Genomic DNA, 14,685 nt, shown 5'->3' on the forward strand with positions numbered 1-14,685 from the left:
CAAGAACAAAAGTAAGGAAACCAAACAAACTTTCTTATACTCTTCCTCTTTCGCAATTTGTCTTCCCGAAAAAAGTAGTGAATTTGTACTTGTTCCTTTGTCTTTTCTTAAATTATTTCTAGTTATGGAGGATACAAAGAAATTAACAACAAAAAAGATCATTTTGATCAAATTGGCGTATTTTTCTTTCCCAAATTATAGATAAACACAAATCGGATGTTATAATATCCGGTTTGGGTGTTGCAAACGAGGTTTTTTTCTTCTCAACAAGAGGTATTTCTAAAACACCTTTACAAAACGATCAGAGGGGTGGGATTGATATTTAGCGGCGTAACGAAATTGCACAGATGTTCTTTTTTGATTGCATTGATCGTATTTTGGATCGTGCCTCTAAATCTAGAGGCACATGACTTTGTTGTCCATTCTATTCGTATTCAAGGATTGAAAAGAATTTCAGAAAATACAGTATATCAGCACCTTCCGATTCATAAAGGACAACAATACTCTTCTCAGAGAGGTCGGGCGATTATTGCGGCACTGTACAAGACAGGATGTTTTGACGGAATTCGACTGAGTAATTGCGACAGGGTTCTGCTTATTAGAGTGAGAGAGCGCCCTACAATAAGTTCGATTCATCTTAGCGGAAAAGCTGTTTCTAACAAGAAGTTTCGTGTTATTTTATGCAGATTAGGAATCGTGGAGGGACGAACTTTCAATCCCTTCAAGCTAAAACAAATTGAGCGAGGATTAAAACAACAGTACGACTTTATGGGGTATACTATTAATGTATTCACTGACGTCGTAAGAAAGTCTGGAAATCGTGTAGAACTTTATATTAAGTCGGAAAATCCAAAAATCGTAAAGATCTGCTCGGTTCGATTTGTTGGAAATCACTCGTTTAGCGGAACTATCTTGTGTAAACAATTCAAACCGGTAACACCTTCAATTTTTCGAAGTTTGAAGAGTATGTGGACCGGTAATTATATCGATTGTTATTCGAAAACCAGATTGGCACAAGATTTAGACAATCTTATCGTATTTTATTTGAACCACGGGTATCTACGTTTTCGAATTATTTCTTATGACGTTCGGCGGTTGTTGAACAAAGATGGAGTTTTTATCACTATTTATGTTGACGAAGGACCAGTTTATCGAATTAAAGACTGTAGGATAAACGGAAAAGACTATGGTATTAGGAATCGACTGTACCGAAAATTGATTACAGTAAAATCAGGAGATGTATTTTCTCGACAGAATATTATTGATACTGCTAGAGCAGTTAGTAATTCTCTGAAAGACCGAGGCTATGCGTTTGCACAAGTATCTGTCGTTTCGACAATCGAAGATCAGAAACATTTGGTTCATTTGAATTTTAAAATAATACCTGGCCAGCGCGTCTATGTACGACGAATTGGTTTCTTGGGCAATCGACACACAAATCGGAAAGTGTTACATCAAGAAATGCGCCAATACGAAGGAAGTGTATATTCTTTATCAAGAATTGAGCAATCGAAGCGTCGACTGGAATCGCTAGGTTATTTGTCTAGCATTACTTACACTGTACAACCTATATCTAATTCCTCAAACCAAGTAGATCTGTGCTATCACGTAAAAGAAAAATCGTCTGGTCGAATCAGCATTCAGGGTGGATATTCAAATCTCTATGGATTTTTATACGGTGCCAGTGTGTCGGAACCCAATTTTTTGGGAACTGGAAAATATATCGCACTCGGAATGCAAAACAATCAATTTCAACGAAACTTTTCCTTTATTTACAATAATCCTTACTACACAATCTGGGGGTTGCAACAAGGTCTCTCAATTTATTATTCTCATGTTAGTCCGGACAAAAAATTTAATTTTTCTTCTTATTTGGAAGAAGGATATGGAGCTGATATTAACTATAGCTATCCAATTTCAGAATACAACTCAATTGCATTCGGTTACGGTTTGGAGCATATCGCAATCAGAGATGTTGATGCTACCAGTGCAGCACCAAGCGTACTTTCGTTTCTGGGTGTCAATAATGGTATACAAAATACCAGTGCTGAATTCAATCAAGCTAAATTAACAGCCAATTGGGTTTACAATAGGCTCGATCGCTTTGTCTTACCAACTGCAGGTTTTTATATAGGATCAGATTTCGAGATGGATATACCTTTCTTTAAATCCAGTGCAGATTACTATTTGGCAACGTCCACGATAAAATATTATCGTCCTTTGACAGGGAGATGCGATGGATTTATTGTAAATGTACTGGCAATATTGGGTTACGGAAGCGGATTTGGTCATGATCGATTGCCCTTTTTCAAAAACTTTTTTTCTGGAGGTATTGGATCTGTTCCTGCTTTCGCCCCAAATTCCTTGGGTCCAAAAAACCGTTATCCTCTTGGAAGAGAGTACAACGCAATTGGTGGTAATTTAGAAACTATTCTTGGGGTACACTTGATTCTCCCACAATTTCTTAGTCAAAATATTCGGACCGCTATCGTATTCGATGCAGGAAATGTTTTTCAAATACCTCGGTGTCCAGAAGATATTGCGATTCCAGCGCACGGAGGAACTTCTGATCCTGAATCCAATATTCAGCCTCAAATTGTCCAAGACGATAGATTCTCTTTGAGAAATTTTCGTCCCTCATTAGGTTTTTCTGTAGAGTGGTATACTCCTCTTGCTCCAATCGATTTTACCCTAGCATTTCCTTTAAATATACGGTCAGGAGATCATTTCCAAGCATTTCAATTTTCTTTTGGAATGATCTTATAAAGGAATACAGGAAAACTTGGATTTGCCACTTGTGCAATAGACTATTCTTGGTTTGCGTAGAAACCTGAATTATAATACGCGCGTTTTCTTGTTGTTTGTTGTTTTTTAATGTAGAGAGAAAATTATGGTAAGACAATATTTGTTTACGGCCGCTTGTTTTTTTATGATAATGGGTTGGACATCGGGCGCTGTCGGTCAATCTATAGGAGAAGTAGACGTTCGGAAAATTTTTCAAGTCTCGCAGCAAATTAAAGAGATAAATGCTCAACTCGAAAAAAAATTTGCACCACAGCGTGAAAACGTTATTGGATTGGATAAGCATTTGAGAGAAGACATGAAGACGTTTCGGCGTGAGGAGGCTGTAATGAGTAAAAAAGAATCTGCAGATTTCCACGATAAGATTCAAAAAGAGCAAGAAGAATTACAGAAAGCGCAAACAATATTTCAGAAAAGATTGTATGGAGAACAGAATCGGGCTATGAGTAATTTTATGGGAAAAATTTTGCATGCTGTAAAGGTGGTTGCTAGAAAAAAGAATATAGATTTTGTTTTGCCAAAGGATGTCGTGTTATACGCCAGGGATGGAAAAGATGTTACTCCGGATGTAATTTCTGAACTGAAATAAGTTGTTGGGATTGTCTTTATGATTATTCACGATCGTAAAGTTGCACGGGATACCGTCAGAATCTCCAGACGTTTGGTTCGAAAGAAAAAATGTTTTGGAACCGCCGGCAGAATATTTTGGTGGTGAAACGGAGGCTTTTGCCGTTGTTGTTCTTAAAGAAAGCGTTTTCCTAATCTGGAGATAGCGGTGGAAAGTACAATTGGATTTTGGAAACAGCTCGATAAATTTATAAAAAACAAAACGGACTAATCGATTGGCGGTTTAACGATTGTACAAATGAATACTATAGAAAATAGAGAAATTAAACAGTGCATTCCTCATCGATACCCATTCTTACTGGTTGATCGAGTGATAGCGATAGAAAAACATAAATCTTTAGTAGCCGTCAAAAATATTACGGCCAATGAACCTTTTTTTATGGGGCACTTTCCTATTCGACCGGTAATGCCAGGTGTTTTGATTATCGAATCTTTGGCACAATCGGCAGGAATTTTAATTGTTAAATCTTTGGATCTTGCTGACCCGAAAGGCGTTTACTTCTTTGCTGGAATCGACAGTGCGCGCTTTAAACGTGTTGTTGAACCTGGCGATCAACTGATCTTAGAGATTAAGGTACTAAAATCGGGTCGTCTGTGGAAATTTGAAGGAAAAGCGAAAGTTGTAGAGCAGGTTGCTTGTAAAGCTAAGTTTATGATAGTAAAAGATACAAATTGAAAACAATTTTAGATTTAACGACGTTTTCGAAAAAATTCTTTTAAAGCAGAAGAACATTCATCCGACAGAATTCCGCCTTTCCATGAAAGGCGGTGGTTTGTCCACAATTCATCTAAAATTCGACATCCTTCCTTTTTGGTCCAAGCCCGAAGAGGACGAAAAGCTCCGAAGACAAGACGCTGAATTCTGGCATGAACTATCGCCCCCAGACACATTAAACAAGGTTCTAAAGTAACATACAAAGTTGTTTTGAGTAAACGATAATTTCCAAGATTTCTGGCGGCTTCTCGAATCGCAAGCATTTCCGCATGAGCCGTAGGGTCAATTGTTTTTACGGGACAGTTGAACCCTTCTCCAAGGATTGTACCATCTTTTGTCAAAACTGCACCAATCGGAATTTCTTGGTTTTCGGATTGTCTTGCTAAAAAAAGCGCCTTCCGAATAAAAAATTCGTCAGCCGCATCGCATAGAACGTTTTTTATTTTCGAGGTATTGCTGTCTTGCACAAGAACCCTCATATTTTAGGTCTGATTCGTTACAAGAAATCGGAATAGAACTAAAAAATGATTGTATTCTTCTAGGTAACTTTGCATCAATGGAAAAATGCTAATAATCGTCATCAGTATCTAAATATTGTGATGTGGAAAATTACCGGCATCGCGTTGTGAAGAAAGTTAGAAAACAGAAATAAAAATCTACTACATTGGTCGGTCTAGAAAACTTATTGTTCGTTCTTGAAAAAGACGAAAATCTGATTTTCTTTAGTTGACTTGCGACCGAAGAGTTGTTTTCAGATTGGTCATCCTAAGAACGCTAATTTTGTGCGCCGTCTTACCCGATTTCTTTTAAAATGTGACAATTGTATTAATTTCTTGACCAAAGAAGAAAAAGTGGTCTATAACAGACTTAAGAAATACACAAAAAAGAAACGCACAATTGAACTAAAGTGCTATTTAGAAATCGAAGAAAATTTGTAAAAGCAATACAACTTTCTGTAATAGCGTTACAGCAATTTTTAAGGACAAAGAAGATTATTTGTCTGTCTTAATTAGTATTTATTTTACGATATCTTTTCTCGCAAAAAAATTTCTTGCGTCTTTTTGATTTTGCTTCACCAGATTTATTAAATCTGGTACACTGTTTCCAACCGGGGTAGAGAAGAAGGACAGAATATTTATGGGTTTAGAAAGTAGTAATGTCAACAATTTTGATGCGATTATTGAAATTTCTACATACGGAAGTGTTAAGTATGAGTACAATCAGAAATCTCAAATTTTGACTGTTGATCGATTTATTTTTACAGCTGTACGATATCCTTGTAATTATGGATTCGTACCGGATACATTAGCCGAAGATGGCGACCCGCTAGATGTACTGGTCGTCACACCGACGCCTGTACAATCAGGAACCGCGATACAAGTACGCGCGGTAGGGTTGATGCGGATGGAAGATGAAACTGGAAGGGACAACAAAATCTTGGCGTTTCCCCTAGAAAAGGCTTGCAGAGAATATAGATTTATTCGATCCATCGAAGATGTGTCGCCTTTATTGTTGGATAACATTTCTCATTTTTTTACACATTATAAGGATTTGGAGCCTAATAAATGGTCTAAAGTGTATGGATGGGAAAACAAAGACGCAGCAGAAAAGGAATTACAATCTAGTAGACGAAAAAATCTTAAGAAAGATCTATAGAAAATTGTTATTTGTTCTTCAAACCTAAATCGCAAAACACTAGAGAAAAAACATACAGATAGATGACAGTAATAGAAAGAAAAGAGCGGTTTAAGGATTCGAAGGAACATAAAAGACTGGCGTTATGTTGTTTTTGCAAGGTTTTCAAATTTATACACCGTTTCGTCGACAGAAAATCTTACAACGCTTAAAACAAAAATATCCTAAAATTCGCAGTGTTGAAGCAACGTACGGGTACTTTGTCGAATGTGAAAGGTCTTTGTGTTCTGAAGAACGAAAGCAATTGCGGTGCCTATTGTCGAACGCCCGGTTTACCTATCCTAGATTTTCCAAAGAGTTTTCTTGTTGGGTTCTTCCTCGTCTGGGCACTGTATCTTCTTGGTCATCGAACGCTACGGAAATCGCACGCAATTGTTGTATGCCTTTTGTCACTCGGATTGAACGAGGAATCTTTTATCGTCTGTTTGGAATTTCTCGTGAGGAGAGTGAACAAAATTTTCAAATAGCGTTAGAGTTGTACGATCCGTTAATTGAGTCGGTTTTGTTCTCTACGGATGCGTTGACTAGGATTTTCCAACGCCCTCCGCTCTTAAATTGTTCTTATGTCAATTTATTGGAAAAAGGAAAAATTGCTTTGCTACAAGCAAATCAATTGCTAGGTCTTTCCTTGAGTGATAAGGAGATTCAGTACTTATCGAAATCCTTTCGTCAACTCAATCGCAATCCAACAGATGTTGAATTAATGATGTTTGCCCAGATAAATTCCGAACACTGTCGACACAAAACATTTAACGCAACGTGGAGAATTGATGGGAAACTAGAAGAAGAATCATTGTTTTCGATGGTTCGTTATACTCATAGGATAAATCCAAGACAAGTTTTGGTAGCGTATCGCGACAATGCAGCGGTTGTCAAAAGTTCTACTAGTCACATTCTCGAAATCAATTCCACTACCCGTTTCTATGAGAAAATAAGAAAACATCTGTGTAAAGTGTTAAAAGTAGAAACGCACAATCACCCTACCGCTGTATTACCCTTTTCTGGTGCAGCGACAGGAAGCGGTGGCGAAATTCGGGATGAAATGGCCACAGGTCGTGGTGGACAAAGTCAAGCAGGGATGACTGGATTTTCCGTATCGCATCTTCGTATTCCTGGTTTTTCCCAACCTTGGGAGAAGAAAGACTTTAAAAAAAAATCAAAATTGTCATCACCTTTAGAAATCATTTTGCGCGGACCTGTTGGTGCAGCTTCATTTAACAACGAATTTGGGCGACCAACCATTTGTGGTTATTTTCGAACGTTGGAATGCGAAGGGAATTTTTTTCCTAAAACCGATGAAGAAAAAGTTTCTTACGGATACCACAAACCCATTATGATTTCTGGAGGCATTGGACAAATTTATCGCTCGCAAGTTGAAAAAAAATCTTTTAAAAAAAATACGTTTCTGGTAGTTATTGGTGGCCCCGCTATGCCTATAGGTTTAGGAGGAGGATTGGCTGCTTCTCGGGCAAGTATCGTTGAGTCTTTAGATTTTGCGTCTGTACAACGCGCAAACCCTGAGATGCAACGTCGTACACAAGAATTAATTAATGGATGTGTTGCTTTAGGAAAAAAAAATCCCATTTTAAGTATTCATGATGTAGGTGCTGGGGGTTTATCAAATGCTTTTCCAGAATTGGTTAGGACCAGTGGATGTGGAGGAGAGATTGAATTGAGGGACATTCCTATCGATGCTCCAGGGATGACTCCCTTAGAGATATGGTGTAATGAGGCACAGGAACGATTTGTTCTTGCCATTAGACCGAAAGCATTGAAGACATTTTGTTCTATTGCTGAACGCGAACGCTGCCCTTTTGCAATTGTTGGATATGCAAAGCCGAAGAAAGAATTGGTAGTGAATGATAACCATTTTCATAATTGCCCCGTCGATGTACCGTTGACTCTTTTATTCGATACAGTGCCTCCAATACAGAGAAAAGACCGACAACGATCATTCTGTAACTTTTTTCCCCTTGATGTCGCGCATCTTAATCTAGCCGATATTGTCAAGAGAATTTTGCAATACCCTACAGTAGCAGACAAAAGTTTCTTAATCACCATTGGTGATCGTTCTGTAGGCGGAAAAATCGCTCGTGATCAAATGGTGGGTCCTTGGCAAGTACCGGTAGCAGATGTAGGAGTGGCGACAAATAGTTTTTTCGGCTATCAGGGACAAGCTTTAGCGATCGGCGAGAGAGCTCCGGTGGCTATGGTTGATTCCGTAGCATCGGCAAGAATAGCGATTGGAGAAGCCATTACCAATATAGCTGCTGCACCTATTGAAAAAATTTCTCAAATTGTATTGTCGGCAAATTGGATGGTGGCAGAAAATTTTCCGGGAGAAGGGGCCAATTTGTATGAATCCGTTCGAGCGGTTACAAAAGAATTTTGTCCTGCATTGGGAATTTGTATTCCAGTAGGAAAGGATTCTTTGTCTATGCGTACTTCTTGGAAAGAAGGAAATTGTACAAAAAATGTAATATCGCCACTTTCTTTAATTGTTACAGCTACAGCACCTGTATTAGATGTTCGTTACACACTCACTCCACAATTGAAAATCGATATGGAAACCCGATTGTTGCTTATCGATTTAGGTAAAGGCGCTCATCCATTAGGAGGTTCCTGTTTGACTCAAGTGTACGATGGGATAGGAGGAAAACCTCCTGACGTTGACGATCCTTATCTACTACGGAATTTTTTTCAAGCAATTCAAATGCTCAATCGCAGAAAACTATTGCTGGCGTACCACGACCGTTCTGATGGAGGATTGCTAACAACTTTATGTGAAATGGCTTTTTCTGCACATATTGGAATTACTATTGAAATACATTCTTTAGGAAAAAATCCAATAGCCAGTGTGTTTACCGAATCTTTAGGATCGGTTATTCAAGTTAGAAAAGAAAACGTTGTCAGTGTACTAAAAATTTTAGAGAAATACAGACTAAAAATGCACACACACGTTATTGGAAAACTTAACAAATCAGACGCATTTATTTTAAATTATCGAGGAAAAAGTATTTTTCAAGAAAATCGTACTGTCTTGCATCGGTGGTGGAGCGAGACAAGCTATAAATTACAGAAATTACGGGACAACCCAATCTGCGCTAAACAGCAATACGATAAATTACTGGATAAAGACAATCCTGAATTGACGATATTAAGTTCTTTTTATAACGGTAGAGAAAAGAAAAACTCGTTTCCCCATATTGGCACAGGGGTGCGACCTCGTGTCGCTATTTTACGAGAACAAGGTAGCAATGGCCATCGAGAAATGGCCGCCGCTTTTTATTTTGCAGGATTCAACAGTGTTGACATACATATGAGCGATTTGTTGAAAAATAATTGTATTGATTTGAAAACATTTAATGGATTAGTTGCTTGCGGAGGATTTTCTTTTGGCGATGTATTGGGTGCCGGTCGTGGATGGGCGCAATCGATCTTAATGCATCCGAGAATTTCGGATGCTTTCGCTTTGTTTTTCCAAAATAAAAATTGTTTCTCACTAGGAGTTTGTAACGGTTGTCAACTTTTTTCTCATTTGAAATCAATAATTCCAGGTGCTGAAGATTGGCCTGTTTTCGAACGCAATGTATCGGAACAATTCGAAGCACGTCTTTCCCTAGTAGAAATTCCAGAATCTCCTTCTCTCTTTTTTCAGGGGATGGAGGGCGGTCGCCTTCCCATTGTAGTTTCACACGGGGAGGGGCGTGCCGTATTCGAAATGGGGAGAGAAGAAAGAGTAACAGAAAAAAAATTGATCACTATGCGTTATATCAATTCCCACGGGATACCTACAAAAAATTATCCGGAAAATCCTAACGGCAGTCCATTTGGAATTACAGGACTGACTGTACCGGACGGTCGAATAACTATTCTTATGCCTCATCCCGAAAGAGTTTTCCGTACGATTCAATTTTCTTGGCATCCCAAAGAATGGGGAGCAATGAGCCCCTGGATGTATATGTTTTACAATGCACGGACATGGCTGAATTGAATGACTCGAATTTTGAGTTGCGGAAAAGGAGAGCTTTTGCTCTTCTAAGAAAGCGTTTTTTATCGTCTTGAATACTTTTCTCTGTTGTCGGAAAGAGAGTGGAATACGTTCCTCGTTTTTTGTCGTCTTATTTTACGACTTCCGTAAACAATTCCGAAAAACTATTTTGAACTGTTTAAATTTTATATTTACCTTTTCACAAGAAAATGTGTTTTCATTTCAATGAATTGATTAATGCTTTTAAAAATCTAGCTATTTCCCCTCCCGTGACAATTCGATGGTCACTGGTTACAGATAAGGGCAGTATTCGATGAATTGCCGGGTGTCCATTTTCAGGAACTACTTGTTCTCGTATACGACCCACACCAATAGTCGTAACTAACGGCGGCAAAACAACAGGATTTGCGTAACGTCCTGCAAAGATTCCAAAGTTGGATAACATGATTGTTGCGTCTTGAAGATCTTGAGAACGAAAACTCCGCGTTTTTGCCATTTCTTTGAAACGATTAATTTGTTGACGGAGCTCATTGTTGTTTTTACGAGAGACATCTTCTAAAACCGGAACGTATAGTCCGTGGTTGGTATCAACTGCGATCCCTATGTTGATTTGTTTTTTTATTTGATAGCTCATTGTATTGCTGTCGAAGTGGGCGTTCATAATGGGAACTTTTGCGCAAGCTTTTTCAATGGCTCGAATTATCTGTACAGAAATGTCTTTTCGATCTTTCCAGGAATGAATGTCTGCATCATCTGTCAGACTGACAGGAACTATATCACGGTGAGATTGACTCATACTAAGAACCATTGCTCTCCGGACATTGGACAACAAATAGTTGTCAGACAAAGAAGAAGATGAATGAGAGGAAAAATCTCTTTTTAAGTAGGTCTGTTGCAATCGAAAAGCTTCCTTAATATCATCGGAAGTGATTGTTTTTCCTTGAAACTTGACCGTAGAAAGATCTACACCAAGTTGCTTAGCAAGTCTTCGAACACCCGGAGTTGCTTGAGCGATTTTTCTTTCTTCGAATTTTTGGATTGCAACGTATGTATCGGCTTGTTCGATAGTTTCGTTTTCTTGAGAAATATTAACAATCATTTCAGAGTCTTCTGAAATTTCTTTTTCAGATGTTTCTTCAAATCCGACAAGAGCATAACCGGTTTTTATAGTATCACCTTTTTTTCCAAACAACTTTTCGATTTTTCCGGGAAAGGGAGAAGGAACATCTACAATTGCTTTTGCTGTTTCCATAGCAACCAAAGGTTGATCTGCTGTAACTTTGTCTCCTTCTTGTACGTGCCATTTACAAATCACTGCATCAGGCAAACCTTCTCCTAAATCGGGCAGTTTAAAAAATTTCATTAGGAAAATTCCATTAGAAATTGTACAGCCTGTATAATGCGACTAGTACTGGGCATATATTCTCTTTCTAGTTGAGAATAGGGTACGATGGTGTCGTATCCGGTTACACGTTTGATAGGCGCCAACAGAGAAAACAAACCTTGTTCAGCGATTCCAGCCGCAATCTCAGCTCCAACTCCACCGGTCAACGGCGCTTCGTGGACGATTATACAGCGTCCAGTTTTTTCCACTGAGGACAAAATGGTATCCATATCCAGTGGCTTGATGGTGGTAACATCGATTATCTCCGCTTGTATACCCTGTGTAGCGAGTTGATTCGATGCTTCTACAGTCTCTTTGGTCATTGCGCCCCAAGTTACTAAGGTAACATCATAACCTTTTCGTAAAAGAAAACACTGGTCTAAAGCGAGTTCTTTTCCATCATTCGGAACGTCTTGCTTTACTAAGCGATAAATTCTTTTTGGTTCTAGAAAAAGAACGGGATCTGGATTGCGAATAGCAGCTAACAGCAATCGATAAGCTTTATCGGGAGACGAGGGGATGACTACTCTCAATCCCGGAATATGAGCAAATAAAGCCTCCATGCTCTCTGAATGGTGTTCTGGAGCACGAATCCCCCCCCCGAAAGGGGCGCGATAAACTATGGGGCAATGCAACCGACCTCGAGTTCGATTTCGTAATCGTGTTGCGTGACTTACAATATGATCAAAACCAGAGTAGATGAACCCTCCAAATTGAAACTCGGCAACAGGTTTTAATCCCTGAGCCGCCATTCCTATTGAGATTCCTGAGATCGTACTTTCAGCCAATGGCGTATCTAAAACCCGCTCAGGGCCAAATTTCTCAAGCAATCCTACAGTAGCGCGAAAAACTCCTCCGTTAACACCTACGTCTTCTCCTAATACAATAACCGAATTGTCTTGTGTCATTTCGTAGGTTAATGCTTGATTGATGGCTTCAACTAATGTAATTTGAGCCATTTTTTCCTCCGATTAACTCATCACGTTGTCTTTTAAGAAGTTTCGGCGGTTTTTCATACAGAAAATCAAATATATCTGTCGTCTTTGGTGCCGGTCTTTTCAGAAATTCCCTTACAATTTGATCGACTTGGTTAGCTAATTTAGTTTTTAATTCCATTTCTTTATCTTGCGACCACAATTTCTGAGAGTTCAAATAATTTCCGAGACGAACAATGGGTTCGAGTTTCCAAGCCGTTTTCAGCTCTGCAGAAGATATGTAGCGACTCGCATCATCGGCTGTAGTATGATCACACAGACGGTAGGTGATAGCTTCGATTAACGTAGGACCGCCTTCTGTTCGCGCTTTCTCTAAAGCTTTAGAAACCGCATAACGGACAGCAACGACATCGTTACCGTCTACTTGCCATCCATCAAATCCCCCGGCAATGGCTTTTTGAGCTAGCGTTTGACAGATAGTTTGTCGACCTCGATTTACAGAGATAGCCCATTGGTTGTTATTAACGACGAAAACCACTGGTAATTTCCAACATCCCGCCAAATTAATGGCTTCGTAAAAATCTCCTTTGGAGGTACCACCATCTCCACAAATAGTTACTACAGCACGATTCTGTTTTCGATATTTGATAGCATACGCGATTCCAGTCGCATGTAACAGTTGTCCTGCGATTGGAATACAATTGGGAAAATCATCTTTGACTTTAGGATTGGAATAATTATTACTCCATTCGTCTCCTCCCCAATAAGCCAGAAATTCTGATAGTTTTATTCCGCGTTCTAAAAACGCCCCTTGATCACGATAATAAGGGCAGAAAATGTCCTCGATTTTCATAGCATTCCCCATACCAACTCCTACCGCTTCCTGACCCAAAGAGGAAGGATAAGTACCCATTTTTCCAGTACGCTGAAGATTGACAGCTTTTTTATCAAAGCAACGTATCAGAGACATTTGGTGATAGAGATGTAACAAAACATCGGGGGCTGCAAATTTGGGAAGAGGCTGAGAAAGTTTACTATTCTCATCAAGAAATTGTAAATGTCTAATGGTAAAATTAACCACATTTGTTGTTTTTAGCATCACATTGTCTCCAACAGGACGGACTGTTAATTTTTTCTATAGTCATTAGATCCGCTATTTCTATAATCGATTTGTTCTCTCTAAGAGCACACGTGAACAATTCCAAAAGACGGTCGTACAACTTTTCGATCAATTTATCAGCAACATCGGTGCTGTGGTAATTGTAAACGGCGGATGCTTGAATCAACCCCCCTGCATTGATGACATAATCAGGGACATAGAGCAATCCACGTTGGTGAGCGATGACACCGTATTTTCGATGAGCGAGTTGATTATTAGCCGGCCCCGCAATAATAGAAGCTTTAATTCGACCGAGCGTATTTAAATTGATAGTACCACCAATAGCAGCCGGTGAGAAAATATCACATTCGACATCATAAATTTCTTCAGGAGCAACTACACGTGCTTGGAATTCATCTGAAAATCGTTGGGTCGCCTCGAATTTAAGGTCACAGACCGTAATGGTAACTCCTTGTTGATATAAAAGTTGAGCCAAATAATAAGCTGTTTTTCCAGCACCTTGTATGGCAACATGCAAACCTTCCAGATTGTCACGATCCCATTTAAATTTGACAGCGGCTTCCAACCCATGAAAAATACCCTTTGCAGTAAAAGGAGAAGGGTCGTTCTGAGTTTTATCAACGCCTGAAGCGCCCACAACGTGTAATGTACGTTCGAAAATACTATCCATATCCTTTGTAGTCGTTCCGATGTCCATTGCCGTGATATATCGGCCATTAATATCGTGAATAAAGTCGCCAAAAGAACGGAAAATCGCTTTGCGATCGTAGATGCCTGTAGGTTCGATAATAACAGCTTTAGCCCCACCATGAGGGAGATCGCTAAAAGCGGCTTTTAAAGTCATCATGTAAGACAAACGCAGAGCGTCTTTTAGCGCCAAATTTATCGAATTATATCGGTAAAAACGACAACCGCCGATAGCGGGCCCTCGCTTGGTACTATGAATAGCGATAATAGCTTGCAGCCCGCTTATAGGATCGATTCTGGTGTGAATATCCCCAAAACCAAGTATTTTAGCGTAGCGCATTAAACCTTCATATGTGGGACGACGGTATCTCTTATATATTTTTGGCACAAGTTAAATCCCTTTTTTATTCAAAACGAGAGGATAATAGTATCAAGGATACTAACAATACTAGCAATATGTTGAGAAAGAATTTTTTCCTAATCTTTTCCTTAGGAAGCGTAGACATTGTATGTCTAAAATTTGTTTTTTTGTAGACTATTCGTGAAGAAAAGTGGAACAAATAATGTATGGCAATTGCAATTGATTGCAATTGTCGGTATTTTTGGCCGAAGAAGACTGCAATATTCCTTGCGGGTTCGGTAAAATTCAATCAGTAGATTTTTTGTTTGATGTCGTTGTGTAGTTTGTACATCGTGGATTTGTTCTGTTTTTATTTGCAATTTGTGGAT

The 14,685-nt window shown here is 39.0% G+C and carries 10 protein-coding genes; 5 read left to right on the top strand and 5 right to left on the bottom strand.

Annotated features, from left to right (window positions below; genetic code table 11):
* Positions 1 to 357: 357 nt before the first annotated feature.
* The 3 genes from bamA to fabZ all read left to right on the top strand — a co-directional run bounded on the left by bamA (position 358) and on the right by fabZ (position 4,105).
* Positions 358 to 2,766 carry an outer membrane protein assembly factor BamA gene (gene bamA / locus EGQ50_RS00875; protein ID WP_246168980.1) on the top strand — a complete coding sequence of 803 codons (2,409 nt, stop codon included), beginning with the start codon at positions 358 to 360 and terminating at the stop codon, positions 2,764 to 2,766.
* A 124-nt stretch (positions 2,767 to 2,890) separates the two neighbouring features.
* Entirely contained in the window at positions 2,891 to 3,391 is a 501-nt protein-coding gene (locus tag EGQ50_RS00880) for an OmpH/Skp family outer membrane protein (RefSeq protein WP_159747753.1), read from the top strand.
* Between the two features lie 276 nt (positions 3,392 to 3,667).
* Positions 3,668 to 4,105, top strand: a complete 438-nt coding sequence (gene fabZ / locus EGQ50_RS00885) for a 3-hydroxyacyl-ACP dehydratase FabZ (protein ID WP_159747755.1) — start codon at positions 3,668 to 3,670, stop codon at positions 4,103 to 4,105.
* Positions 4,106 to 4,119: 14 nt separating this feature from the next.
* On the opposite strand, the gene tadA is transcribed toward fabZ, so the two are convergent.
* Positions 4,120 to 4,623: a tRNA adenosine(34) deaminase TadA gene (gene tadA, locus EGQ50_RS00890; protein ID WP_159747757.1), complete on the bottom strand. Its 504-nt coding sequence runs from the start codon at positions 4,621 to 4,623 to the stop codon at positions 4,120 to 4,122.
* Positions 4,624 to 5,281: 658 nt separating this feature from the next.
* Here tadA and ppa point away from each other — a divergent pair.
* Both ppa and purL read left to right on the top strand, forming a co-directional pair.
* Positions 5,282 to 5,800: an inorganic diphosphatase gene (ppa, locus tag EGQ50_RS00895; protein ID WP_159747759.1), complete on the top strand. Its 519-nt coding sequence runs from the start codon at positions 5,282 to 5,284 to the stop codon at positions 5,798 to 5,800.
* Between the two features lie 124 nt (positions 5,801 to 5,924).
* Positions 5,925 to 9,833 (top strand): phosphoribosylformylglycinamidine synthase, encoded by a 3,909-nt coding sequence (gene purL / locus EGQ50_RS00900; protein ID WP_159747761.1) that lies wholly within the window; start codon positions 5,925 to 5,927, stop codon positions 9,831 to 9,833.
* Between the two features lie 214 nt (positions 9,834 to 10,047).
* On the opposite strand, the gene EGQ50_RS00905 is transcribed toward purL, so the two are convergent.
* From EGQ50_RS00905 to EGQ50_RS00920, 4 genes are read right to left on the bottom strand one after another with little or no spacing between them, the layout of a single operon-like run.
* Complete coding sequence (locus tag EGQ50_RS00905; RefSeq protein ID WP_159747763.1) at positions 10,048 to 11,193, bottom strand: dihydrolipoamide acetyltransferase family protein; 1,146 nt, start codon at positions 11,191 to 11,193, stop codon at positions 10,048 to 10,050.
* A complete protein-coding gene (locus tag EGQ50_RS00910; RefSeq protein ID WP_159747765.1) occupies positions 11,193 to 12,173 on the bottom strand; it encodes an alpha-ketoacid dehydrogenase subunit beta in 981 nt (326 codons plus the stop codon). Before EGQ50_RS00910 ends, EGQ50_RS00905 begins: the two co-directional genes overlap by 1 nt.
* Positions 12,151 to 13,251, bottom strand: a complete 1,101-nt coding sequence (gene pdhA, locus EGQ50_RS00915) for a pyruvate dehydrogenase (acetyl-transferring) E1 component subunit alpha (protein ID WP_159747767.1) — start codon at positions 13,249 to 13,251, stop codon at positions 12,151 to 12,153. Before pdhA ends, EGQ50_RS00910 begins: the two co-directional genes overlap by 23 nt.
* Positions 13,223 to 14,296: a Leu/Phe/Val dehydrogenase gene (locus EGQ50_RS00920; protein ID WP_159747769.1), complete on the bottom strand. Its 1,074-nt coding sequence runs from the start codon at positions 14,294 to 14,296 to the stop codon at positions 13,223 to 13,225. Before EGQ50_RS00920 ends, pdhA begins: the two co-directional genes overlap by 29 nt.
* Between the last annotated feature and the right edge of the window lie 389 nt (positions 14,297 to 14,685).

The organism is Coxiella endosymbiont of Amblyomma sculptum (assembly GCF_009883795.1).
Classification (GTDB): domain Bacteria; phylum Pseudomonadota; class Gammaproteobacteria; order Coxiellales; family Coxiellaceae; genus Coxiella.